The organism is Burkholderia sp. ABCPW 14 (genome assembly GCF_001523835.1).
Lineage (GTDB): Bacteria > Pseudomonadota > Gammaproteobacteria > Burkholderiales > Burkholderiaceae > Burkholderia > Burkholderia mayonis.
The window spans coordinates 25,661-50,068 of the sequence record NZ_LOVS01000067.1 but is presented as its reverse complement, the minus strand read 5'-3'; the positions used below and the strand labels follow the sequence as shown (position 1 = coordinate 50,068).

Below are 24,408 nucleotides of genomic sequence, written 5' to 3'. Positions count from 1 at the left end.
TCGTCCATTGCCAGATAGCGGATCGTCGACCAGTCCGGCTCGGCCACACGCGCTCGCAAGCGCATCTTGTCGATCGATTTGACCGTGTGCCATCCCAGATCGTAGAAGGCTGCGACTGCCTGCACGCTGGCCGCTTGCAGCAGCTTCTCGCAGGCCTTGGCGAACCGCTCCGTCACCCGCTGGTAGCGGCCCAGCCACGCCAGCTTCTCCAGTCGCGGGCCGCCGCAGTGTTCGCATCAGACCCGACGGCGGCGGACATGCAGCACGACTCGGTACTCGAACAGCGGCAGATCGCGCACTCGCCGAACCGTCGTCTCGTGGATTTGCTGGCAGCGCGCTCCGCACTGTTCGCAGTGCATGACCTTGCTGACCGGCTTCAGATACAGCGACAGCGTACCGCCGCCTCCTTCCGGCCATTCCACCCGCTCCAACCGATAGCCGGTCCAGCCGCCCAGTGCCTGAAGTGCCTTGCGATCGTGCAATTCTTCCTCCTGACCTCTATAGAATCAGGCGTCAGGTTACGCAATCGCCATCAAACCCTCCACGGTTTACTGCGATGAACCTTTTTTTGTGGCTGCGCGAGCGCGCGCAACAAAAAAGTTCGGGCGTCGGCGATGGGTGGTTTACCCCGCTTGATCCCGGATGCAGCCGGATGTCGATCGTTTGGCATATCCAACCGAAGGCGTCTGCGCGCAACGATGATCAGGACATCGCACGCGCTCTTGCTCGCGACGGCAACACGCGCTATGTCGACTATCAGGCGCGGTTTCCGCCGCCGAAAGCATCGGCAACGCGGTGGCCGCCCGAGTCGGCGCGCGGGCTGTATCTGCGCTTCGGCACGCCGGACGGTTCGACGATGGCGTTCACGCCGCCGCCCGCGCTGCCGTGCTCGTTCATCTGGCTGCAATCAGGCGATCTGAAGTTCTACCACCCGACCCTGTTGAACACCAAGGCGCTCATCCGGCCGGCGGCGTTTTCGATGCGTTCGTGTTCGCGATGGACAAGTATCGAAGCCAGCTCGCATCGGGCACCGCGACGATATCGGCCGACGGTACGCTCGAAATGGCGTTGCCGCGATACCGGCGTTGAACCGGGCCCGGCCCGCCGACGCTGCGCGCGGGCCGGGAGCGACGGCGCGGCGGCTTCGCGCGCTCGGTGCGCCGCACCATTGTTGCGGTGCGCCGGGCGTGTCGTATTTGCGCAAGCGTTTGTCGTAATTCGTCGGCTGCACGGGGTTTTTTCTGGCAACCATGTAGGCACGCTGTGACGGCGTATTTCCCCGCTACACGAGGAGACGTTGCAATGGATGCCCCGAAGGTTGTAGTCGAAGGTCTGTGCAAGGTATTTGGAAGCAATCCGCGGCAAGCGCTGGACATGCTCGCCGCGGGCGCGACGAAGGACGACGTGTTCGCGCGCACGGGCCAGGTGGTCGGCGTGCACAACGTATCGTTCGACGTGCGGGAAGGCGAGATTTTCGTGCTGATGGGCCTGTCCGGCTCCGGCAAGTCGACGCTGATCCGGCTCGTCAACCGGCTCGTCGAGCCGAGCGCCGGCAAGGTGCTGATCGACGGGCGCGACGTCTCCGCGGTGCGCCGCTGCGAGCTGACCGCGCTGCGCCGCACGGACATGAGCATGGTGTTCCAGTCGTTCGCGCTGATGCCGCAGCGCTCGGTGCTGTCGAACGCCGCGTTCGGCCTCGAGGTCGGCGGCATGAGCCGCAAGGATCGCGAGCGGCGCGCGATGGACGTGCTCGAGCAGGTCGGCCTCGCGCAGTTCGCGCACAAGCTGCCCGCCGAGCTGTCGGGCGGCATGCAGCAGCGCGTCGGCCTCGCGCGCGCGCTCGCCGTCAACCCGTCGCTGATGATCATGGACGAGGCGTTCTCCGCGCTCGATCCGCTGAAGCGCAAGGAAATGCAGAACGTGCTGCTGCAACTGCAGAAGGAGCAGCGCCGCACGATCATGTTCGTGTCGCACGATCTCGAAGAGGCGCTGCGCATCGGCAGCCGGATCGCGATCATGGAAGGCGGCCGGCTCGTGCAGGTCGGCACGCCGCAGGAGATCATCGCGAACCCCGCCGACGATTACGTGCGCGCGTTCTTCGAAGGCATCGACACGAGCCGCTATCTGACGGCGGGCGACCTGATGCTGACGGGCGCCGTGCCGCTCGTGTCGAAGCTCGACGCGACGAACGTCGCCGCCTCGCTGAACGGCAGCGCCGAGTACGCATTCGTACTCGACGAGGCGCGCAAGATTCGCGGCTTCGTCACGCGCGACGCGTTGAACAGCGCGACGCCGAACGTCCGCCAGGTCGAGAGCATCCGGCGCGATGCGACGCTCGACCACGTCGTCGAGCGCGTCGTCGCGCATCCGCATGCGCTGCCCGTCGTCGACGACGACGGCTGTTATTGCGGCTCGGTCGATCGGGCCGTGCTTCTGAAGGCCATTACGCGTTCGCGAGGTTCCCATGTCTGAACTCATTCCGCTCGGCAGCTGGGTCGACCAGTCGGTTCACTATCTGCTCGACCACGATGCGAAGACGTTCGATGCGATCGGCCGCGCGATCGAAGGACTCGCCGCGCTCGTCGAGCACGGGCTGCAGGCCGTGCCGATGTGGGCGATGATGGCGCTCTTCATCGGCGTCGGGCTCTGGCGCGTCGGCTGGCGCTTCGCGATCTTCACCGCGCTTGCGCTGTTCCTGATCTTCGCGACGGGCTTCTGGGATCAGATGATCGTCACGCTCGGGCTCACGCTGTCGTCGACGATCGTGAGCCTCGTGCTCGGCATTCCGCTCGGCATCTGGGCTGCGAAGAGCAAGTGGGTCGCGGCGATCGTGCGTCCGATCCTCGACCTGATGCAGACGATGCCCGCGTTCGTCTACCTGATTCCGGCCGCGATGCTGTTCGGCCTCGGCCGCGTGCCGGGCATCCTGTCGACGGTGATCTTCGCGATGCCGCCGGCGGTGCGCCTGACGAGCCTCGGCATCCGCCACGTGAACCGCGAGATCGTCGAGGCGGGGCAGGCGTTCGGCTGCACGCCGTGGCAGTTGCTCTACAAGGTGCAGTTCCCGAACGCGCTGCCGTCGATCATGCAGGGCGTGAACCAGACGATCATGATGGCGCTGTCGATGGTGATCATCGCGTCGATGGTCGGCGCGGGCGGCCTCGGCAACGACGTGCTCGCGAGCATCCAGCGTCTCGACATCGGCCTCGGCTTCGAAAGCGGCCTGTCGGTCGTGCTGCTCGCGATCATCCTCGACCGCATCACCGAAAGCTTCGGCCGCGCGCCGGGCGCCGTGAAAGCGCCGCTCTTCTCCGGCTTCAGGCAGTTGTTCGGTCCGCGCTCGCGCTCGTCGGTCGCGCAGGCCTGACGCTTTCCCTCTTCCTTCGTTTCGCCAATCGATCCATCGAGTCGTCTCCGGCGGGCGTTGCGCCGCCGGAGCGGCTTCGTGCCACCCGTTCGCCGGAGAACGATGTGACGTCCGCCGCCGCTGCCGCACCCGCCGCCTGCGCCGAGCCGGTTTCCCCGGTCGCGCATTTCGGGTTCCTGACGTTGCCGCATTTCTCGATGATCGCGTTCACGAGCGCGGTCGAGGTGCTGCGCATGGCGAACTATGTCGCGCGCGCCGAGCATTACCGCTGGTCGATCTTCTCGCTCGACGGCGCGCCCGTGCACGCGAGCAACGGGATCGCGGTGCGGCCGACGCAGAGGCTCGACGTCGACGATCCGCCCGACGTGATGATCGTCTGCGGCGGGATCCGGATTCGCGAGGCGGTCGACGCCCCGGTGCGCGACGCGCTCGCGGCGCTCGCCGCGCGCGACGTGCCGCTCGGCGGCATCTGCACGGGCGCATACGCGCTGATGGCGTGCGGCCTGCTCGACGGCTACCGGTGCGCGGTGCACTGGGAGAACCTGTCGGCGCTGCACGCGGAGTTTCCGCAAGTGCGCTTCGCCGACGAGCTGTTCGTCGTCGACCGCGACCGGCTGACCTGCACGGGCGGCACCGCGCCGCTCGACCTGATGCTGAACCTCGTCGGCGCGCGGCTCGGGCCGCCGCTCGCCGCGCAGGTATCCGAGCAGTTCATTCTCGAACGCATTCGCGGCGCGACCGATCCGCAGCCGATTCCGGTCGACGCGCGCGTCGGCTTCTCGCGCGCGGAGCTGATCGAGGTCGTGCGGCTGATGGAGGCGAACATCGAGGAGCCGCTGTCGCTCGAGGAGCTCGCGCGGCTCGTGCGGCTGTCGCAGCGGCATCTGCAGCGCATGTTCAAGGTCTATCTGAACGTGTCGCCGACGCATTACTACCTGACGCTGCGCCTGAAGCGCGCGCGCGATCTGCTGCGCACGACCGACGCGTCGATCGCGCGCGTGACGACGATTTGCGGCTTTCATTCGCCGTGCCATTTCAGCAAGGCGTACCGCGCGCAGTTCGGCCATGCGCCGAGCCACGAGCGGCGCGTGCCGGCGCGCTGAGCGCATCGAACGAAACGCGTGGCCGCCGGGATCGCGGTGCGCGTTCAAGCAACGAATCGATCCCATGTTGACGACATCTTTGTTGATGAGGAGAAGCACGATGAAGCGAAATCTGATCGCGGCGGCCTGCGGGCTCGCCATTGCGGCTGCGCCGCTCGCGAGCGCCTGGGCGGGCGATCCGTCGACCTGCAAGGCAGTGCGCTTTGCGGACGTCGGCTGGACCGACATCGCCGCGACGACGGGGCTCGCGTCCACGATGCTCGCCGGACTCGGCTACACGCCGGCGAAGACGATCGCGTCGGTGCCGATCACGTTCGCCGGAATCAAGAGCAAGCAGATCGACGTGTTCCTCGGCTACTGGTCGCCGACGATGGATCCGATGATCGCGCCGTTCACGAAGGCGGGCACGATCAAGGTGCTGGCGGTGCCGAACCTGACGGGCGCGAAGTACACGCTCGCGGTGCCGGATTACGTGTACCAGGGCGGCCTGAAGTCGTTCGCCGACATCCAGAAGTTCGCGGACAAGCTGAACGGCAAGGTCTACGGGATCGAGCCCGGCAACGACGGCAACGCGCTCATCAAGAAGATGATCGACGGCAACCAGTTCGGCCTCGGCAAGTTCAAGCTCGTCGAATCGAGCGAGGCGGGGATGCTGGTCGAGGTGAACCGCGCGATCCGCGACAAGCAGTGGATCGTGTTCCTCGGCTGGGAGCCGCATCCGATGAACGTGCAGATGAAGATCGATTACCTGAGCGGCGGCGACGAGGTGTTCGGCCCGAACTACGGCGAAGCGAAGGTGCTGACCGCGACGCCGCCCGATTATTCGGCGCGCTGCCCGAACGTCGCGAAGTTCGTGTCGAACCTGCAGTTCACGACGTCGATCGAGAACCACGTGATGCTGCCGATCATGAACAAGGAAGATCCGAACAAGGCGGCGAGCGAGTGGCTGAAGGCGAATCCGCAGGCGCTCGACAAGTGGCTCGCGGGCGTGACGACGTTCGACGGCAAGCCGGGCCTGCCGGCCGTCAAGCACTATCTCGGCATTCAGTAAGCGCGGCAGGCGCTGCGCGGGCATGCGGCCCGCGCAGCGCGCGCTTGTCGGCCGGGTTTTTCATTGATCCAGCCGTCGAGCGGGTTGTCGTTCGTTCCGCCGGCCCATCCCTCCTGTCGGCGCCAATCGCGCGCCCGCTCCCTGTTCACGCGGATCAAGCAGAAAACCGAATGTTTTTCTTGGATTCGCCTGTATGCGCTCGTATGTGCCCGTAAATGCGGTAACGGGGCGCTACAAACCGATGCGTTGGGCCGTTCCGTTCATCTTCGTCGCATGCGCGGTATTTGCGCACCGGCGCGGCAAGATGCGCCACAGGTGCTTCGGGCAGTTGTCCGTTCACTCCGCATTCACCGCTCCGATCAATTGTTTCGCGTATGCGTTCGCGACCGTGCCGAATACGTCGCACATCGACAAGGGGCATTTTTCCGGCGTTCGCGATCCTGAAGCGCGAGTGGCGCACGGTCCGCGACGAGGCGCTCGCGCTGCGCGACGAGCGCCGGACCAAGGCGGCGGGCGAGTACGACGACATCGGCTTCAATTCGTTCTTTCGCAATGGCTGGAAGCGCTTCTACCTGAATGGAATGCGGCCGATGAAATACCGTTGGGCGCGGGCAGTGAGCGGCGCGCATTCGTCACGGCGCGCGCGCGAGCTAGACCGGAATCGCGCCGCCGCGCAGCCTGATCGCGACGCGCACCAGCCGGATCAGCGCGCCCGACAGCAGCGCGAGCGCGGGCGGCAGATCGCGGCGGCGGATGTCGAGCAGCAGCACGATCCGCACTGCGTCGCTCTCGTTCCAGACCTCGTGCTCGAACGTGTCGTCCCATAGCAGGAACTGGCCGTCGTGGAGCCGGAAGTCGCGGCCGTCGATCTTCAGGACGGCGGCGGGCGTGCCGTCCGCGCGCGTCGGCATCGACAGCACCAGATAGCCGCGCAGGATGCCGCGAAACGGACCGCGATGCGGCGGGATGTGCTTGCCCGGCGCAAGAAACGAGAACGCTGCGGACAGCACGTCGGGCGACGCCGCGACGATCGACGCGAGCGTCGGGCAGCGCCCCAGGTTCTGCGGGAAGCGCACGCCGTATGCCTGCATGATGAACATCCGCCAGTCGCGCGCGTCGTTCGCGGAGATCGCCGCCTGCTCGCGCATGATCTCGTGGAAGCGCGGAATCCGGCTCAGGTCGCGCGCCACCGCGAGCGCCTCGTCGCGGATCGCGTGCCACGCAGGCGTGAAGCGCGCGGCGTCCGGGAATAGCGCGGCCGTATCCAGCACCGCGCCGCAGCGGAGCCGTCGATCGTAGAGGTTGCGCAGCTTGCGCGCGCTGAAATCGTAGAGGGCAGCCATATGCAAGCGTTCGTCGAGCCGGCGCGTCGGGCGCGGCTCGTCCAGTCGTCCGGTGGCACACCGGCGCGAAATCAAGGACCGGATTCTTATAACGATAGTCCGAAACGCGGCTTGCTGCGCGGATGCCGGCGGTGTCGCAGGCGCGGGGCTTGACGCGGCGCGGCGGGTGGGCCATGCGCCGCTGTCGCGTCGGCCTTCGAAGCGTGACGCCGGGCGCGTGCATCGTGTGTGCGTTTGCCGCATGGAAGCGAGCGATGGGCGAAACGTAAGCTCGCGGGCGCGGGCGCAGGCGCAGGCGCAGGCACGGGCACGGGCACGGGCGTAGGCGTAGGCGTAGGCGCGGGCGCGGGCACAGGCGCGGCGCAACGCAACGCAACGCAGCGCGGCGCGGCGCGGCGTAATGCAGCGTCGCGTAAAGGCGGGGAGCGCCGCGCGTCGATCCTGGCCGGTTCGGTTCGGGACAAGTCAAGCGGGCCGGATGCGAGCGCGGCGGTGAGGGGCGGGCCGAGCAAGGTGTCGGCGGGCTGATTGCGAAAGCGCCGGTGCCGACGGGTCGTGCGCGACACGGAAAGCGTTATCGGCGAGCGTCATCGGCGTGCCGCGCGCGAGCGTCCGTCCGCCCGCCGCCGCATGCCCGCCGCCGCATCGCGCATGCCGGACGAGGGCGAGCGATTGGAACCGATTCGATACGCCCGTCCACGGCGCCGCTCGGACGGGCGCAGCAGGACTCAACGCCGATCGTCGTCGATGTAGCCGCGGATCACGTCGACGAAACTCGCATCGCCCTTCAGGCCGAGCGCCTCGGCGCGCGACGTGTCCCACCGTCCCGGCCAGCTTCCGACGATCTTGACGACGCGCTCGTCCTCGGCGCGGCGGATCCGCTTCACCGCATCGGCGCCGGCGACTTCGCGCAGCGCATCGATCATTTCGTCGACCGTCACCGAGATCCCCGGCAAATTGATCACGCGCCGGTTGCCGAGCGTCGCGCCGTCCAGCTCGCAGCCGGCGATCAGCGCCTCGATCGCGCGGCGCGGCGACAGCAGCCACAGCCGCGTGTCGCCCGGCACCGGGCACACGGCTTCCTCGCCGTTCAGCGGCTCGCGGATGATCCCGCTCGCGAACGACGAAGCCGCCGCGTTCGGCCGGCCCGGCCGCACGCTGATCGTCGGCAGCCGCAGCACGCGGCCGTCGACGAAGCCGCGCCGCGCGTAGTCGGACAGCAGCCGCTCGGCGATCGCCTTCTGCGCGCCATACGACGACTGCGGATCGAGCGCGGTGTCGTCCTGCACGACGTCGGGCAGCGCGCCGCCGTAGACCGCGACCGAGCTCGTGAACACGACGCGCGGCCGGTGTCCGCGCGCGCGGCACACGTCGAGCAGCAGGCGCGATGCGTCGAGATTGATCCGCATCCCGAGATCGAAGTCGGCTTCCGCCTGGCCGCTGACGATCGCGGCGAGATGGAAGACCGCGTGCGTGTGCGCGTCGATCGCGCTGTCGAGCACGACGCGTTCGGCGATGTCGCCGACGATCGTCGTCACGCGCGGATCGCCGAAGTCGTTGCCCTTGACGACGTCGAGCAGCACGAGCTCGTCGATCCGTTCCGGCGCGCCGTTCGGGCCGGCCAGTTCGCCGCGCGCAAGCAGCTGTTTCGCGAGACGCTGGCCGAGGAAGCCGGCGCCGCCAGTGATCAGAACTTTCATCGAAGTGTGCCTCGTGAGCATGCGGGATTACAGGTAGGGCGCGAGCCAGCCGAGGCCCTCGGACGTGCCGGCCCTCGGCCGATACTCGCAGCCGATCCAGCCGTCGTAGCCGAGCGCGTCGATCAGCTCGAACAGATACGGATAGTTGATCTCGCCGATGTCCGGCTCGTGGCGCTCCGGCACGCCGGCGATCTGGATGTGGCCGATGCCCGCGATGTCGCGCTCGAGCTTCGTCGCCAGATCGCCTTCGACGATCTGGCAGTGATAGCAGTCGAACTGAACCTTCAGGTTCGGCGCGCCGACCTCGCGGCAGATCGCCTGCGCGTCGCCCTGGCGGTTCAGGAAGAAGCCCGGCATGTCGCGCGGATTGATCGGCTCGATGACGATCGTGACGTTCTCCGCGCGCGCCGCGTCGGCTGCGTGCGCGAGGTTGCGCAGGTACGTGTCGCGATGCTTCGCGCGATCCTGCGTCGGCGCGATCAGGCCCGCCATCACGTGGATCTTGTCGTTGCCGATCACGCGCGCGTAGTCGAGCGCGGTGTCGATCGCGCGCCTGAACGCGTCCTCGCGGCCCGGCAGCGACGCGATCCCGCGCTCGCCCGCCGCCCAGTCGCCGGGCGGCGCGTTGAAGAGCGCCTGCACGAGGCCGTGCGCGTCGAGGCGCGCTTTCAGCTCGGCGGCGGGGAAATCGTACGGGAACAGGTACTCGACCGCCTTGAAGCCGTCGCGTGCCGCGGCGGCGAAGCGGTCGAGGAACGCGTGCTCGTTGTACATCATCGTGAGGTTGGCGGCGAAGCGTGGCATGGCGTCGGTTCCAGGTCCGGAGGTTGAGTGGGCGGCGGGGCGGCGCATCGCAACGCGTGCGCCGCCCCGCCGACGATCGATTATCGGTTGACGAGTTTCGCCGGCGTGAGCCACACGGCGATCGAGCCGATCACGAGCATCGCGGCGAGCACCTACATGCCCGATGCGGTGCTGCTCGTCGCGTCCTTCAGATAGCCGATCAGATAGGGGCTCGCGAAGCCGGCGAGGTTGCCGATCGAATTGATGATCGCGATGCCGGCCGCGGCGCCGCTGCCCGCGAGGAACGCGGTCGGCAGCGACCAGAAGAGCGGGGCGCAGGTCAGCACGCCGCCGGCGGCGATCGACAGGAACAGGATCGACACGGCGGTGTTGTGCGAGTACGACGCGGCGACCGCGAAGCCGACGGTGCCCATCAGCGCGGGCACGATCAGATGCCAGCGGCGCTCGCGGCGCTTGTCGGCGCTGTGGCCGAACAGGTTCATCACGACGATGGCCACCGCGAACGGGATCGCGCTCAGGAGGCCGATCTGCAGCGTGTCGGTGATGCCCGTCGACTTGACGAGCGTCGGCATCCAGAACGTGAGCCCGTACTGGCCGGTGACGAACGTGAAGTAGATCAGCGACATCCACCACATCCGCGGATCGCGCAGCACCGTCTTGAGCGAATGCGCGTGCTTGTCGCGCTCGTGCGGCTGCGCTTCGATCTCGTCGGTCAGCAGCTTCTTCTCGCGCTCGGTCAGCCATTTCGCGCTGCGGATGCTGTTGTCGAGATAGAGGATCGTCGCGATGCCGATCGCGATCGCGGGCACCGCCTCGATCACGAACATCCATTGCCAGCCGTGGAACCCGACGCCGCCGTGGAACCGCTCCATGATCCAGCCGGACAGCGGATTGCCGAAGATGCCCGATACCGGAATCGCCGACATGAACACCGCGATGATCTTCGCGCGGCGGTGCGTCGGGAACCAGTACGTGAGATACAGGATCACGCCCGGATAGAAGCCGGCTTCCGCGAGGCCGAGCAAAAAGCGCAGCACGTAGAACTGCGTCGGCGTTTTCACGAACGCGAAGAGCGCGGACAGCAGGCCCCACGTGATCATGATCCGCGCGATCCAGATGCGCGCGCCGATCCGGTGCATCAGCATGTTGCTCGGCAGCTCGAACAGGAAGTAGCCGAGGAAGAAGATCCCCGCGCCGAGGCCGAACACGGTTTCGCTGAACGCGAGATCCTGCGACATCTGCAGCTTCGCGAACCCGACGTTGACGCGGTCGAGATACGCGACCACGTAGCAAAGCATCAGGAACGGCACGATGCGCCAGAACACTTTCTTGTAGGTCAGGTCGAGCTCGGCCTGTCCGGCCGTGTCGATCGGCCGGGCCGCGGCTGCTGGGCTGGGAATCATTTCCGGTGTCTCCATGAGTTATCGACGCCGGCCGCGCGCGCGGCCGGTGCGTTTCGTCGTGTGCTGGCGGGTTGGCCCGCGCACACGGCGGGCGGGATTGCGTTACCAGCGCGCGCCGAACGCATCGCGCAACTCCTTCAGCGCGGCGTCGTCGAGCGGCTCGGGTTTGGGATGCGTCATCAGCCACAGGCGCGCGGTCTCCTCGAGCTCTTCGAGCGCGTACGACGCGTGCGCGACCGACGGGCCCCAGACGACCGGGCCGAGCCGTTCGAGCAGCACGCCGCGCACGCGATCGGCGAGCGCCGCGACCTCGGCGGCGACGGCGGGATCGCCCGGACGGCGATAGCGGATGAGCGGAATGTGGCCGACCTTCATCACGTAGTACGGCGTGATCGGCGGCAGCACGTCGGCTTCGCTCCAGACGCCCGCGAGCGTGAGCGCGACGAGGTGCGTCGAATGCGTGTGGACGATCCCGCGCGCGTCGGCGTTGCGCGCGTAGATGCCGCGATGCAGCGCGAGCGTCTTCGACGGCTTGCCGCCGGACACGGCGTTGCCGTTCAGGTCGACCTTCGCGATGCTGGCCGGGTCGAGCCGGCCGAGGCACGCGTCGGTCGGCGTGATGAGCCAGCCGTCGTCGAGCTTCGCGCTGATGTTGCCCGCGCTGCCGAGCGCGTGGCCGCGCGCATGGAGGCTCGCGCCGATCTCGCAGATCTGTTCGCGCAGTGTCGCTTCGGCGGGGCTCATGCGGCGCCCTCCAGCGTGCGCAATGCCTTCTCGAAGAAATCGGTCGCGCCGAAATTGCCCGACTTCAGCGCGAGGCCGAGCGGCTCGGCGTCGAGCGTCCCACGGGGACTTCCTTCGGTCGTCCCACAGGGACTTCCTTCGGTCGTCGCGGTCGCGGGCACGCCGGGGTCGATCTGCTCGCCGATCCGCAGCAATTTCACGTCGAGCGCCTGCACGACCGCGCCCGACGTCTCGCCGCCCGCGACGACGAACTTGCGCACGCCGAGTGCGCGCAGCCCGCGCGCGATCGCGGCGAGCGTCGTTTCGACGAGATGGCCGGCGGCCTCGACGCCGAGCGCCTGCTGCACCAGCTTCACCTCGTCGGGCGTGGCGGTCGCATAGATCAGCACCGGCTGCGGCAGATGCGCGCGTGCGAACGCGAGCGCCTGCTCGACGACGGGCTCGCCGCGCGCGGCCGCGAGCGGATCGATCCGGAACGCGGGGCGCTCGACGCGCCACGCGGCGACTTGCGCGTTGGTCGCCTTCGACGCGCTGCCGGCGAGCACCGCCGACGCGCCGTCAATCTTCGGCAGCGCGGCCGCGTCGCCGCGCTCGGGCAGCAATTCGCCGAGCCGGAAGTTCGACGGCAGGCCGAGCGCGACGCCCGAGCCGCCCGTGATCAGCGGCAGGTCCGCGCACGCTTCGCCGAGCACGTACAGATCGTGGTCGGTCAGCGCGTCGGCGATCGCAAACCGCACGCCTTCGCGGCGCAGCGTGTCGATCGTCTCGCGCACGGCGGACGTGCCGAGCGCGATCACGTCGTAGCGGATCAGGCCGACCTTCGACGGCGTTTGCCGCTGCAGCACGTGTACAAGGTTCGCATCCTTCATCGGCGTGAGCGGATGGTTCTCCATGCCCGATTCGTTCAGCAGCGCATCGCCGACGAACAGGTGGCCGCGATAGACGGTGCGGCCGTTCTCGGGGAACGCGGGGCACGCGATCGTGAACGCGTCTTCGCCGCCGAGCGCGTCGAGCAGCGCATCGGCGACGGGGCCGATGTTGCCCGCGCCGGTCGAATCGAACGTCGAGCAGTATTTGAAGAAGAACTGGCGGCAGCCCTGCGCGCGCAGCCATTCGAGCGCGGCGAGCGATTGCGCGACCGCGTCGGCGGCGGGGATCGTGCGCGACTTCAGCGCGACGACGATCGCATCGGCTTCGACCGACGCGCCGGCAGCCGGCACGCCGATTGTCTGCACGGTGCGCATGCCGCTCTTGACGAGCATGTTCGCGAGATCGGTCGCGCCGGTGAAATCGTCGGCGATGCAGCCGAGCAGGGGGCGAGAGACTTGATCGGTGTTCATGGCGACAGAAACCTCCGGAGAATCAGGGGCGCGCCGGCAGCGTGATGCCGGGGAAGGTCTTGATGACGGCCGAGTCGTCCTCGCCGCCATGACCCGCGCTCGACGCGCTCATGAACATCTGGTGCGCGGCCGCGGAAAGCGGCAGCGGGAATTTGCTGCGGCGCGCCGTGTCGAGCACGAGGCCGAGATCCTTCACGAAGATGTCGACCGCCGACAGCGGCGTGTAGTCGCCGTTCAGGATGTGCGGCACGCGGTTCTCGAACATCCATGAGTTGCCGGCGCTGTGCGTGATCACGTCGTAGAGCGCGTCGGGATCGACGCCTTCGCGCAGGCCGAGCGCCATCGCCTCGGCCGCCGCCGCGATGTGCACGCCCGCGAGCAACTGATTGATGATCTTCACCTTCGAGCCCGCGCCGTGCGCGTCGCCGAGCCTGTAGACCTTGCCCGCGATCGCGGCGAGCACGTCGTCGCACGCTTCGTACGCGGCGGCGGGGCCCGACGTCATCATCGTCATGCCGCCCGACGCCGCGCGCGCCGCGCCGCCCGACACGGGCGCGTCGAGCATCAGCACGCCGGCCGCCGCGAGCCGCGCGCCGAGCTGCACCGCGAACTCCGGCGCGACCGTCGCGCTCGAGATCACGACGCTGCCGGGCTTCATCGCGGTCACAGCGCCATGCTCGCCGAACAGCACCGCATCCGTTTGCTCGGCGTTGACGACGAGCGTGATCACGACGTCGCACCGCGCGCCGAGCTCGGCGGGCGTCGCGCAGCGCGCGCCGCCTTCGGCGGCGAACGCGGCGAGCACGGTCTCGCGCACGTCGCACGCATGCACGCGAAAGCCCGCGTGCAACAGCGAACGGGCGACGCCCAGGCCCATTGCGCCCAGTCCGATGACTCCAACATTCCGTGACATGGTCAACCTTCTTCTCGATTCGTTCGGGATGCGATCCGCGCGCGGCGTGCGGCCGTTCGCGGATCGCGGATCAGCAAATGCCGGCTTCCGCGAGACGGCGGGCCGCGTTGTACATGTGCGCGCGGGCCGCGTTGCCGGCAGCCGACGGATCGCGCGCGCGGATCGCGTCGGCGATCGCCGCGTGCTCCTCGCGCACCTGCCGCGAGAAGTCCTCGCGGGTCGCCTCGTTGCGGCGCGTGACCGTGACGCCCGCCTCGAGGTACTGGTTCAGGAAACTGAGGGTCTTCAGGAAGTACGGATTGCCCGTGACGCTCGCGATCGTCCGATGGAACGCGACATCCTCCGCGACGCCGTCGCGGCCTTCGGCAACCGCGTCGTCGATCTTCGCGAGCGCGGCGTCGATGTCTTCCATGTCCTCGTCCGTGCGCCAGAGCGCGGCTTCGGCAGCGACTTCGGCCTCGATCGCGCGGCGCACCGCGAGCAGATGCGGCAGCGAAGTCGCTTCGACAGCCTCCGCGTAATCGATCCGCAGCGGCCGGATCGCCGCGTGCTGCGCGATGTAGACGCCGCTGCCCTGACGCGGCTCGACGACGCCTTCGTTCTTGAGACGCGAGATCGCCTCGCGGATCACAGTGCGGCTCACGCCGAACTCCTGCGCGAGCACGGCTTCGGTCGGCAGCTTGCCGGTGCCGGCAAAGCTGCCGATCTCGATCTGCTTCAGAAGCTGCTGGGCGACCGTGTCGCTCATCGCCCGGGTCGGGATTTTCTCGAACATGGCGCTCATTTTGTAAGGTTATGTGGTCATCATACAACTTTGATGTTGGGTGGGCATTCGGGATAACCCTCGGGAAGCGGGTTTTGGCGAAATGGCACCGGGCTAGCAGAATAGAGACTTTCCGCCGTCCGGAACCCGCCGCCCGCAGGCGGATCGGCGCTTCCGGGCGCTCTACGGGAGGCCGACCGCATGACGCAGCCGATCAAGCTGGTCCTGTTCGATATGGAGGGCGTGCTGTCGATCTACGATCGCGCCGCGCGCACCGTGCGCCTTGCCGACCTGACGGGCCGCCCGCCCGACGCAGTGCGCCACGCGATCTGGGGCTCGGGCCTCGAGGCGCGCGCCGACGCGGGGCTCATCGGCGTCGACCAATATTTGACCGAACTGGGCGAACTGCTTGGCGCGCCGGTGAGCCGCGACGATTGGCTGATCGCGCGCAGGGCATCGATCACGCCGAACCTGGATGCGATCGCGCTTGCCGAGCGGGTCGCGCAACGCAGCCGGATTGCGGTGCTGACGAACAACTGCCGGCTCGTCACCGATTACATCGATTATCTGAATCCTTCTGTCGCGCGGGTCTTCGGGGCGGACGTCTATCCGTCGGCGACGTTCGGCGCGGCGAAGCCGGATGCGCGGGCTTATCTGGGATGTGTCGGGTGGCTCGGTGCGTCGGCGGACGAGACGCTCTTCATCGATGACGCCGATGTGAACGTCGAAGGCGCGGTGAACGCGGGGCTGCTGGGATGCAAGTTCGTGAGTACGGATGCGCTGGCGGAAGAGCTGGAGAAGCGGCGGCTGGTTTAGATGTGCGGTGGTCGGCGGGCGCGCGTACTTGCGTGGCCCTGGGCGGCGTTTGTGCGTGTGCTTGTACTGCGTTGAACTGTGTTGAGTTGCGTCGGCTTGCGTCGGCTTGCGTTGGTTTGCGTTTTATGGCGCGGCTTGTCGAGCGCGATTGTTTCATTCAGATCAATCTTATCCCCATTCGAGCGAGATAAATCATGTCGAACAACCCTCCGGAATTGCTGAAAGCAGCCGATATCGATGCAATGGATGCGATGCGCTCAGTTCATTCGCTGAACGAAAACGCGGTCCGTTTGAAGAAGCCATTGAGCGACAAGACCGGAATCACGCAGTTCGGGTTTCTCATCATCACGATCATGCCGGGGCATGAATCGTCCGAGTATCACCGGCATCTTTACGAAGAGGAGTGCGTGTACGTCTTGTCCGGATATGGGGAGGCGACGATCGATGAACGGGTGTATCCGGTCGGGCCGGGGGATTTTCTGGGATTTGCACGATGCGGGCCCGCGCATGTGCTGAAGAATTCGGGGGACGTGCCGCTTGTGTTCATCGCCGCCGGGCAGCGGTTGGAGCATGACGTCTGTGATTATCCGCGGGTCGGGAAGCGGCTTTTTGTGGCGGGGGAAGTGGAGGGGTATGTCGAGTTGGAGGGTGGCGGGGCGGTGTGAAATGTCAGGAGGGCGTCGCGCGGCAATGGGCTGGTTTTCGGACTTGACGGGTGTTCGTGTGCCTTTGCCGCATGAGTGACGAATGATTGCTTTCCGGTTTCTCGAACATATGACTGCGGGGGTGTCAGAATTTCCGTGTTCAAGGCGAGCGGGATGCCGCTTTCGGGGCGAATCCCGGTGCCGATCCCACGCGTAAGTAAATGGATGAATGCCTCATGGAGGGCAGCATGCGCTACGAGCTTTACTACTGGCCAGAAATCCAGGGCCGCGGCGAATTCGTGCGGCTGGCGCTCGAAGCGGCCGAAGCCGAATACGTGGATGTGGCGCGCGAATCGTCGCGAGGTGTGTCGGCGATGATGCGCCTGATGGAGAGCACATCGGCTGAATGCCTGCCGTTTGCACCGCCGTTTCTCAAGGCCGGCGACCAGATCGTCGGACAGACCGCCAACATCCTGTTGTTCCTCGGCGCACGGCATCGCCTCGCGCCGCGGGACGAGGCCGGGCGGCTGTGGGTGCACCAGTTGCAGTTGACGGTGTCCGATTTCGTCGTCGAGATCCACGACACCCATCATCCGATCGCGAGCGGCCTGTATTACGAGGATCAGAAGGCGGCAGCGGCGATGCGGGCGGAGGATTTCATCGAGCATCGCCTGCCCAAGTTCGTCGGCTATTTCGGCAAGGTGCTCGCCCACAACCCGCACAAGAGCGGTTACATGGCCGGCAGCGATCTGACCTACGCGGATCTGTCGATATTCCAGTTGATCGAGGGCCTGCGCTACGCGTTCCCGAACGCGATGGCCCGCATCGAACGAAAGCACGCCGGGCTGATCGAGCTGCACCGCAGGGTGGCGGAGCATCCGCCGATCGCGCGCTATCTGGCGTCCGATCGGCGCATTCCGTTCAACGAAGAAGGGATATTCCGGCACTACGCCGAACTGGATCGATGAGCGATGCCGAAAAGGCAGCGCCTCGGTCGGCACGCTTCCTACGTTGATAATCGGCCCATTCCCGACTCGCCGGCGCGCGCCATGACGAATCCCGCATCGCTGTTTCTCCCGCGATCCGATGCCGCCGATTCGGTCGCGATGGCACGACACGCAATCGCGTGCATCAACGCATTCATCGTGGCGTTCAGTTGGCGTTCAATTGGCGCGATCTGCGCGGCATGGACGCGCAGCTGCATGTCCCGCGCGTCATTCTGTCGGACGAACCGCTCGTCATCTGGGAGCAGCCCGGCAGCTTGCCGGAGCGCTTTTTCGGCGACCTCGCGGCGCACACGGGTTGGACGAAGCCGCCATCACGAAAAGCGGGTGGTGCTCGTGAGCGCTCGCAAGGTCCACGTACGCGTTCGGTACTCGCGCAATCGCGCCGACGACGCCGTCGTCACGATGCACGAGAATCTCCGGATCGTTACCGAAGAAGCAGGGCGCTAGGGCAGAAAGCAGCGTTCGTATTGAGTGGCCGGTCGCTGTCGGGTTGCTGCCGGCGATATCGATGATGCGCTTTTCCGCGCCTTGCCGAATCGCCGGCATCCACGGCATGGATCTGCGGTTCACGGAAGCAGTTCGCGCGATTCAACGATGAATGGCGGCCCGGCTGTCGCGCGGCTGCCGGCCGTGATCGTTTGCGACGTCGGCGATCGATGCGCACGTGCGTGACGCATGTCCGAGCCGCCGACACGAAACCTCGCGATCGGCGGCCCGCTGCGACCGGACCTTCAGTTGCCATTGTCTTTGCTGCGCAACGTCCAGACGGTTGCCGTATTCGTGTTGTCGTCGACCGCCGCGAACTGCGGCTGCCCGCTGCTGCTCATTCCGAACGCGAGACCGAACGCAGCCCCCGGCACCGAATCGACCTGCATCTGTGCGATGAATCGTCCCTCCGGCGTGAACTCGACGATTTCGCTCGGTTGATTCGGATCGGGATTGACGGCATCGCCGTTCGATACGACCAGATGACCGTTCGGCGCGAGCGCCAGCGCGAGCGGTCCGTGCAAATGCACGTTGTCGAAATAGATCATCCGTCCGACGCCGTCGTTGCGCGTCGTCGACGCGGCGCCGTGAATCGCGAACACCGCGTTGTCGCCCGTCGACGCGATGTACAGCACGTCGCGGGTCGAATCGTATGCCAAGCCCGTCGGGCCGACGACGAGCGCCGCGGGATCGGTTCGATGCAGATAGCCCGACGCGATGACGAGCGAGCTCGGCATCACCATGACGCCGTTGTCGCCGATCGTCATGTCGAGCCGCGTCACCGTGCCGTTCAGCACGTTCGACACGAACGCGGTGATCCGTTGCCCCCGGTCGATCACCGCGAGATCCCACGGCCCGTCCAGCAGCGTGGGATTCGTCAGCGCCTTGATGAGCCTGCCTTGCGGATTGATGACGAGGAGCGAGCCGGTTGACGCGATCGTCGAGCCGTCCGTCGTCGGCAGGTTGCCGACGAGCACGAAGCCGCTCCTCACCACCGCGAGCGCGGTGGTGAGGCCCAGGTTGCTGCCCTGGAAGAAGGTCACCGGATCGGCGTTGGGAACGAGCTTCACGATCGTCGTGCCGGTGCCTTGCAGATTCGATTTGTTGTTGAAGTTCGAGACGACGACGTCGCCCGGCTTCAGCGTGCTCCACGACGGCACGCCGCTCGGCACGAAGGCGATGCCGTATGGATTGACGTCGCCGTTCGCGGGGACTGTCGATGTCGTCATCGAAGACGGCGGGAGAATCGTTTCGTTGCCGCCCGCCCAAGCGAGAGCGGACGAGAGCGCGACGATGCCGGCCCCGCATGCGGCGTTGCGCAGGCCGCGTGCGACGGCGCGGTACGCGCGCGCGAACGTCGGCGGGCCTGCGATGCGGGAGGGCGGGTCGGGGGAGGAAACATGACGCAGAGCTTTCATGGCGTGACTCCATTTTTCGAGACGTGGAGAGATCAGCCCGATTGCCTGACAGCGCAATTGACGGGAGCAACGACTGCCCGCGGCGAAACGCCGCGCGCATGGTCGCTCGGCGTAAACGAACAGCGCCTCCTCCTTATTCCATCCCGATGTGCAAATCGATGCGTGCGTGCCGTCGCTGCGCCGATGCTTCGCGGCCGGCGAAGCCGCGCATCCGGTTGACGCGTTCGCCGATGGGCGCCGCCCGCTTGCGTCGACCGCGCAGGCGGTATTACCTGAAGCGCCGAGCCCGGCTATCATTTGATTCGTCCGCCGAATTTCCCGGCGGGTCCGCGAACCGATTCCAACACACGAGCAGCACGTAGCGACGTCACCTATGAACTCCACTCCCGACGCTTTCCAACGCCCGGCCATTCGCGCGCTGACACCCCTCGAGGCGCGCGTGCTCGGCGTATTGATCGAGAAGCAGCACACGGTTCCGGACACGTATCCGTTGTCGCTCAATGCATTGGCGGCCGGATGCAACCAGAAAACCGCTCGATCGCCTGTGATGAACGTCACGGAAGCCGAGGTGCTCACGGCCATCGACGGCTTGAAGCGACTCAGCCTCGCGTCGGAAGGAAGCAGCAGCCGCGTGCCGCGCTTCGAGCACAACATGAATCGCGTGCTCGGCATTCCGAGCCAGGCGGCCGCGTTGCTGACGATGCTGCTGTTGCGCGGCCCGCAGACGGGCGCGGAGCTGCGCCTGAACAGCGCGCGCTTGCACGGCTTCGCCGACATCTCGTCGGTCGAGGCGTTCCTGGACGAACTCGCCGCGCGCACGCCGCGGCTCGTGGTGAAGCTGCACCGCGCGCCGGGCGAGCGGGAAAGCCGGTGGATGCATCTGTTGTGCGGCGACGTGATTCCGGATGAGGTGCCTGAGTGCGGCGCTCACGACGATGCGGTTCCGCCGTCGGAGTTCGAAGCGCTGAAAGCCGAGCAGAAGCAATTGGCGGCGGAGCTGGCCCGTCTCAGGGCGTTCGTCGAGCACATGGCCGCCGAACTGGGCATCGACGCCGACAAGTTCACGCGCGAGTCGTAAGCGCCGAAGGCCGCGGCGAGGGCCGCCGCAAGAGCCGCCGCGAGGGCCGCCGCGCGCGATGATCCGTCTCGCCGGGGCCCGGCGGTGAGACGGCCGGCGAGCCTGAATGTCTCGACGCGCTGCCGTCGCTGCGTGCGCTCGGGTTCTTCGACATGCTGGAAATTCGGGATGCGTGGTTCAGGGCGTTCGTCGACGCGCATTGAGCGGCGTGCGGAGAACTGACGCGCCTGCGCACGGCGGCGCTTGCCGGGCGCTCGGCGCCGCACGACGGCGCCGCTGACCGCTGCGCGCTCAGGCGGCGCCCACGCCGTCCCGACGCGCATCCGCACCCGCACCCGCACCCGCACCCGAATCCGAATCCGAATCCGAATCCGTACCCGCATCCGTACCCGCATCGACGTCCGCATCCGCATTGTCGAGCGCGCACGCCATCGCCGACGCGTCCCCGTCGCCGTCCGCGCCGCCTTTCTCCCGGTATGCCGCGGGCGGCGCGCCGAACTGCTTGCGGAATTCGCGCCCGAGGTGCGACGCGTCGGCGAACCCGCAGCTCGACGCGATGTCGGCGACGGTCCGGTCCGAGCTTGTCAGCAGCCACGCGGCGGTGCGCAGCCGCACCTGCTTCGCGAACGCCTGCGGGCTCTTGCCCGTTTCCGCCTTGAAGAGCCGCTCGAGCTGCCGCGTCGACAGATCGAGCTTGCACGCGAGCACGTCGAGCGGCAGCGCGCGCCCGACGTGCTGTTCCATCAGCAGAATCGCGCGCTTGACCTTCGGATGCGTCGCCGGCTCCAGGCCGGGCGGATGCGGCTGCGGCGCGTTGCCTTTCTGCATCTCGCCGACGAGCAGGATCCGCAGCGCCTTCTGCACGGTCGCGTGATCGAAGTGGCGCAACAGGATCGCGGCGGCGACGTCGATCGACGCGCGCCCGCCCGAGCAGGTGATCCGCCGCCGGTCGATCACGAACAGGCGATCGGCGATCAGCAGATCCGGATCGACGCTCGGGAAGCGCTCGATGAAATCCCAATAATGGAACCAGCTGACGCAGACGCGGTGCCCGTCGAGTACGCCCGCGCGCATCAGTGCGAACGCGCCCGTGCAGATCCCGACGAGGTTCGCGCCCGCCGCCGCCGCGCGGCGGACGAACTGCAGCGTCTCCGGCCCCGCTTGCGGCCCCGAATGCAGCAGCCCGCCCACGACGACGACGTAGTCGAACGCGTCGGCGTCGTCGGCGTCGTCGAACGTCTGCCACGGCGTCACCTGGATTCCGCAACTCGCGCGCACGGGCGCGAGCGTGTCGCCGATCACGGTCCACGAGCAGCGCACCGGCTTGCTGTAGTCGCCGTCGTCGGCGGACAGCCGCAGCATGTCGACGAACCCCGAGAACGCGGTCAGCGTGAAGTTCGGCAGCAGCACGATTCCGAAGCGCAGGCGCGGCTGCGAGGAATCGGCGGCGAGGGGGGAAGCGGGTACGTCGGCGGTCATGGCTGCAATCGTCGGTTGGCCGGGCCCAGCCCGGCGTGTCTCCAGTCTGCGGGGCGCCCGAAGGCCGGACGCCGCGCAGTCTGTACTGCGAGCGTCGCCGATCGGGCCGTGCGGGACTTGTGTTTTTTCGCCGCGAACCATCGCCGAAACGCATGGAGCGCCCGTCGCGCACGGCGGTTGGCGGCGGCGTCCCACGCCGATGCCGTTTTTGTTCTATCGGCGGATTTTACGCTTTGATGTACTGACGTCCAATGTCAACCAAGCTTCGCTACGCAAGGGCAGCCAGATGAACGTCAGCGTTTTCGATCTGTTCAAGATCGGCATCGGGCCGTCGAGCTCGCACACGGTGGGGCCGATGATCGCCGCGTGCCGGTTCGCGTCGCACGTCGAGGATGCGAACCTGCTCGGCTTCGTGCGCCGCGTGCGGGTCGAGCTGTACGGCTCGCTCGGCGCGACGGGCAAGGGCCACGGCACCGACAAGGCGGTGTTGCTCGGTCTCGAAGGCCATCTGCCGGATCTGATCGATCCGGACCTGATCGAACCCCGGCTGAAGGCGATCCGCGCCGAGAAGTCGCTTTCGGTGCTCGGCAAGCGCGGCATCCGCTTCGACGAGAAGGACGATCTCGGCTTCTACCGGAAGCTGATGGGCGGCACGAGCATCGTCCATCCGAACGGGATGCGCTTCCAGGCGTTCGACGAGCACGGCCAGTTGCTCGTCGAGAAAGAGTATTACTCGGTCGGCGGCGGCTTCGTCGTCAATCGCGACGGCGATCGCGTGAACGGCGTGCGCGCGGCGGCCGAGGTGCCGCATCCGTTCCGCACCGGCGACGACCTGATGCGCGCGTGCCGCGACAGCGGCCTGTCGATCGCCGAGCTCACGTTGCGCAACGAATGCGCGCTGCGCCCGGCCGAAGAGGTGCGCGCGGGCCTGCTCGCGATCTGGCGGACGATGGCCGCCTGCGTCGAGCGCGGCTGCAAGGTCGACGGCGAGCTGCCGGGCCCGATGCGCGTGAAGCGCCGCGCGGCCGAGCTCAATGCGCGGTTGCGTAACCGCTCGGAGGAGTCGCTGCGCGATCCGCTGTCGATGCTCGACTGGGTGAACCTGTACGCGATGGCGGTCAACGAGGAGAACGCGGCGGGCGGGCGCGTCGTCACCGCGCCGACGAACGGCGCGGCGGGCGTGATTCCGGCCATCCTCCATTACTACGTGAAGTTCGTGCCCGGCTCGAACGAGCAGGGGATCGTCGATTTCCTGCTGACGGCCGCCGCGATCGGGATCATCTACAAGGAAACCGCGTCGATCTCCGGCGCGGAAGTCGGCTGTCAGGGCGAGGTCGGCGTCGCGTGCTCGATGGCCGCGGCCGCGCTCGCGGCGGTGATGGGCGGCACGCCCGGCCAGGTCGAGAACGCAGCCGAGATCGGCATGGAGCACAACCTCGGGATGACGTGCGATCCCGTCGGCGGCCTCGTGCAGATCCCGTGCATCGAGCGCAACGCGATGGGCGCGATCAAGGCGCTCAACGCGTCGCGGATCGCGTTGAAGGGCGACGGCCAGCACTACGTGTCGCTCGATTCCGTCATCAAGACGATGCGCGAGACGGGCGCTGACATGAAGACGAAATATAAGGAAACGTCGCGCGGCGGACTCGCCGTGAACGTTATCGAATGCTAACGAAGGGTCCATCAACATGAGCCGCTACTCGATATTCAGCCTGTTCCGCAACGGCCTGTCGTATCACGAGAACTGGGAAAAGCAGTGGAAGAGCCCGGAGCCGAAGCGCGAGTACGACGTCGTGATCGTCGGCGGCGGCGGGCACGGCCTCGCCACCGCGTATTACCTCGCGAAGGAGCACGGCGTGACGAACGTCGCGGTGCTCGAGAAGGGCTGGATCGGCGGCGGCAACACCGCGCGCAACACGACGATCGTCCGCTCGAATTACCTGTGGGACGAATCCGCCGCGCTCTACGAAAAGGCGATGAAGCTGTGGGAGGGCCTGTCGCAGGACCTGAACTACAACGTGATGTTCAGCCAGCGCGGCGTGATGAACCTTGCGCATACGCTGCAGGACGTGCGCGACACCGAGCGGCGCGTGAACGCGAACCGCCTGAACGGCGTCGACGCCGAGTTCTTGACGCCCGCGCAGATCAAGGAGATCGAGCCGACGATCAACCTGAACAGCCGCTATCCGGTGCTGGGCGCGTCGATCCAGCGGCGCGGCGGCGTCGCGCGCCACGATGCGGTGGCCTGGGGCTTCGCGCGCGGCGCGGACCGCGCGGGCGTCGACATCGTCCAGAACTGCCAAGTGACGGGCATTCGCCGCGAAGGCGGCGCGGTGGTCGGCGTCGACACGGTGAAGGGCTTCATCAAGGCGAAGAAGGTCGCTGTCGTCGCCGCGGGCAACACGACGACGCTTGCCGACATGGCGGGCGTGCGGCTGCCGCTCGAAAGCCACCCGCTGCAGGCGCTCGTGTCGGAGCCGATCAAGCCCGTTGTCAACACGGTCGTGATGTCGAACGCGGTGCACGCGTACATCAGCCAGTCCGACAAGGGCGACCTCGTGATCGGCGCGGGCATCGATCAGTACACGGGCTTCGGCCAGCGCGGCAGCTTCCAGATCATCGAAGGCACGCTCGAGGCGATCGTCGAGATGTTCCCGGTGTTCTCGCGCGTGCGGATGAACCGCCAGTGGGGCGGGATCGTCGACGTGTCGCCGGACGCGTGCCCGATCATCAGCAAGACCGACGTGAAGGGCCTGTATTTCAACTGCGGCTGGGGCACGGGCGGTTTCAAGGCGACGCCGGGCTCGGGCTGGGTGTTCGCGCACACGATCGCGCGCGACGAGCCGCATCCGCTGAACGCACCGTTCGCGCTCGATCGCTTCTACAGCGGTCACCTGATCGACGAGCACGGCGCGGCCGCCGTCGCGCACTGACCGAACCACCGCGCAC

General features: G+C 67.2%; 19 protein-coding genes and 4 pseudogenes. 11 read left to right on the top strand and 12 right to left on the bottom strand.

Translation table 11 applies throughout. The features are described from left to right. Positions 1-482 (bottom strand): annotated as a pseudogene (locus WS62_RS09725) (helix-turn-helix domain-containing protein); the annotation flags it as partial. A 613-nt stretch (positions 483-1,095) separates the two neighbouring features. Between WS62_RS09725 and WS62_RS09715 the strand changes: the two are divergent. The 5 genes and pseudogenes from WS62_RS09715 to WS62_RS38020 all read left to right on the top strand — a co-directional run. Continuing rightward, positions 1,096-2,472 (top strand): annotated as a pseudogene (locus tag WS62_RS09715) (quaternary amine ABC transporter ATP-binding protein); the annotation flags it as partial. Continuing rightward, positions 2,465-3,367, top strand: a complete 903-nt coding sequence (gene choW, locus WS62_RS09710) for a choline ABC transporter permease subunit (protein ID WP_066570620.1) — start codon at positions 2,465-2,467, stop codon at positions 3,365-3,367. The pseudogene WS62_RS09715 and the gene choW, both read left to right, overlap by 8 nt. Positions 3,368-3,471: 104 nt before the next feature. Continuing rightward, positions 3,472-4,470: a GlxA family transcriptional regulator gene (locus WS62_RS09705; protein ID WP_066570618.1), complete on the top strand. Its 999-nt coding sequence runs from the start codon at positions 3,472-3,474 to the stop codon at positions 4,468-4,470. 100 nt (positions 4,471-4,570) lie between these two features. Beyond that, a complete protein-coding gene (locus tag WS62_RS09700; protein ID WP_066570616.1) occupies positions 4,571-5,521 on the top strand; it encodes a choline ABC transporter substrate-binding protein in 951 nt (316 codons plus the stop codon). A gap of 241 nt (positions 5,522-5,762) precedes the next feature. Beyond that, positions 5,763-6,096: pseudogene (locus tag WS62_RS38020) on the top strand (lipid A hydroxylase LpxO); the annotation flags it as partial. Between the two features lie 75 nt (positions 6,097-6,171). On the opposite strand, the gene WS62_RS09695 reads toward WS62_RS38020, so the two are convergent. From WS62_RS09695 to WS62_RS09660, 8 genes and pseudogenes are all read right to left on the bottom strand, one after another. Further along, positions 6,172-6,864, bottom strand: coding sequence for an aspartyl/asparaginyl beta-hydroxylase domain-containing protein (locus WS62_RS09695; protein ID WP_066570614.1), 693 nt, complete (start codon positions 6,862-6,864; stop codon positions 6,172-6,174). Positions 6,865-7,592: 728 nt separating this feature from the next. Then, positions 7,593-8,564, bottom strand: coding sequence for a D-erythronate dehydrogenase (gene denD / locus WS62_RS09690; protein WP_066570629.1), 972 nt, complete (start codon positions 8,562-8,564; stop codon positions 7,593-7,595). 27 nt (positions 8,565-8,591) lie between these two features. Beyond that, a complete protein-coding gene (gene otnI, locus WS62_RS09685) occupies positions 8,592-9,368 on the bottom strand; it encodes a 2-oxo-tetronate isomerase (protein WP_066570612.1) in 777 nt (258 codons plus the stop codon). An 80-nt stretch (positions 9,369-9,448) separates the two neighbouring features. After that, positions 9,449-10,771, bottom strand: a pseudogene (locus WS62_RS09680) (MFS transporter). A gap of 102 nt (positions 10,772-10,873) precedes the next feature. Further along, positions 10,874-11,515 (bottom strand): 3-oxo-tetronate 4-phosphate decarboxylase, encoded by a 642-nt coding sequence (gene otnC, locus WS62_RS09675; RefSeq protein ID WP_066570610.1) that lies wholly within the window; start codon positions 11,513-11,515, stop codon positions 10,874-10,876. Further along, a complete protein-coding gene (gene otnK / locus WS62_RS09670) occupies positions 11,512-12,855 on the bottom strand; it encodes a 3-oxo-tetronate kinase (RefSeq protein ID WP_066570608.1) in 1,344 nt (447 codons plus the stop codon). Before otnK ends, otnC begins: the two co-directional genes overlap by 4 nt. A 22-nt stretch (positions 12,856-12,877) precedes the next feature. Next, positions 12,878-13,798 carry an L-threonate dehydrogenase gene (gene ltnD / locus WS62_RS09665; protein ID WP_331460070.1) on the bottom strand — a complete coding sequence of 307 codons (921 nt, stop codon included), beginning with the start codon at positions 13,796-13,798 and terminating at the stop codon, positions 12,878-12,880. 40 nt (positions 13,799-13,838) lie between these two features. Then, complete coding sequence (locus WS62_RS09660) at positions 13,839-14,543, bottom strand: FadR/GntR family transcriptional regulator (protein WP_066570628.1); 705 nt, start codon at positions 14,541-14,543, stop codon at positions 13,839-13,841. A gap of 189 nt (positions 14,544-14,732) precedes the next feature. Between WS62_RS09660 and WS62_RS09655 the strand changes: the two genes are divergently transcribed. From WS62_RS09655 to WS62_RS09645, 3 genes are all read left to right on the top strand, one after another. After that, positions 14,733-15,347, top strand: coding sequence for an HAD-IA family hydrolase (locus WS62_RS09655; RefSeq protein ID WP_066570601.1), 615 nt, complete (start codon positions 14,733-14,735; stop codon positions 15,345-15,347). A 194-nt stretch (positions 15,348-15,541) separates the two neighbouring features. Continuing rightward, positions 15,542-16,012, top strand: a complete 471-nt coding sequence (locus WS62_RS09650; RefSeq protein WP_066570599.1) for a cupin domain-containing protein — start codon at positions 15,542-15,544, stop codon at positions 16,010-16,012. A 227-nt stretch (positions 16,013-16,239) separates the two neighbouring features. Beyond that, a complete protein-coding gene (locus WS62_RS09645; RefSeq protein WP_066570627.1) occupies positions 16,240-16,959 on the top strand; it encodes a glutathione S-transferase in 720 nt (239 codons plus the stop codon). A 38-nt stretch (positions 16,960-16,997) separates the two neighbouring features. Here WS62_RS09645 and WS62_RS09640 read toward each other — a convergent pair whose 3' ends face one another. After that, a complete protein-coding gene (locus WS62_RS09640) occupies positions 16,998-17,195 on the bottom strand; it encodes a hypothetical protein (RefSeq protein ID WP_156440925.1) in 198 nt (65 codons plus the stop codon). A 534-nt stretch (positions 17,196-17,729) separates the two neighbouring features. Next, positions 17,730-18,902: a hypothetical protein gene (locus WS62_RS09635; RefSeq protein WP_082720830.1), complete on the bottom strand. Its 1,173-nt coding sequence runs from the start codon at positions 18,900-18,902 to the stop codon at positions 17,730-17,732. Positions 18,903-19,275: 373 nt separating this feature from the next. Here WS62_RS09635 and WS62_RS09630 point away from each other — a divergent pair, with 373 nt between their 5' ends. Beyond that, positions 19,276-19,980: a YceH family protein gene (locus WS62_RS09630; RefSeq protein ID WP_066570595.1), complete on the top strand. Its 705-nt coding sequence runs from the start codon at positions 19,276-19,278 to the stop codon at positions 19,978-19,980. Between the two features lie 291 nt (positions 19,981-20,271). Here the strand turns inward: WS62_RS09630 and WS62_RS09625 are convergent, their stop codons facing one another. After that, complete coding sequence (locus tag WS62_RS09625; protein ID WP_066570594.1) at positions 20,272-21,459, bottom strand: GlxA family transcriptional regulator; 1,188 nt, start codon at positions 21,457-21,459, stop codon at positions 20,272-20,274. Between the two features lie 286 nt (positions 21,460-21,745). On the opposite strand from WS62_RS09625, the gene WS62_RS09620 reads away from it, so the two are divergent. Continuing rightward, positions 21,746-23,131, top strand: coding sequence for an L-serine ammonia-lyase (locus tag WS62_RS09620; RefSeq protein WP_066570592.1), 1,386 nt, complete (start codon positions 21,746-21,748; stop codon positions 23,129-23,131). Between the two features lie 16 nt (positions 23,132-23,147). After that, positions 23,148-24,392 (top strand): sarcosine oxidase subunit beta family protein, encoded by a 1,245-nt coding sequence (locus WS62_RS09615; protein WP_066570590.1) that lies wholly within the window; start codon positions 23,148-23,150, stop codon positions 24,390-24,392. Positions 24,393-24,408 lie beyond the last annotated feature (16 nt).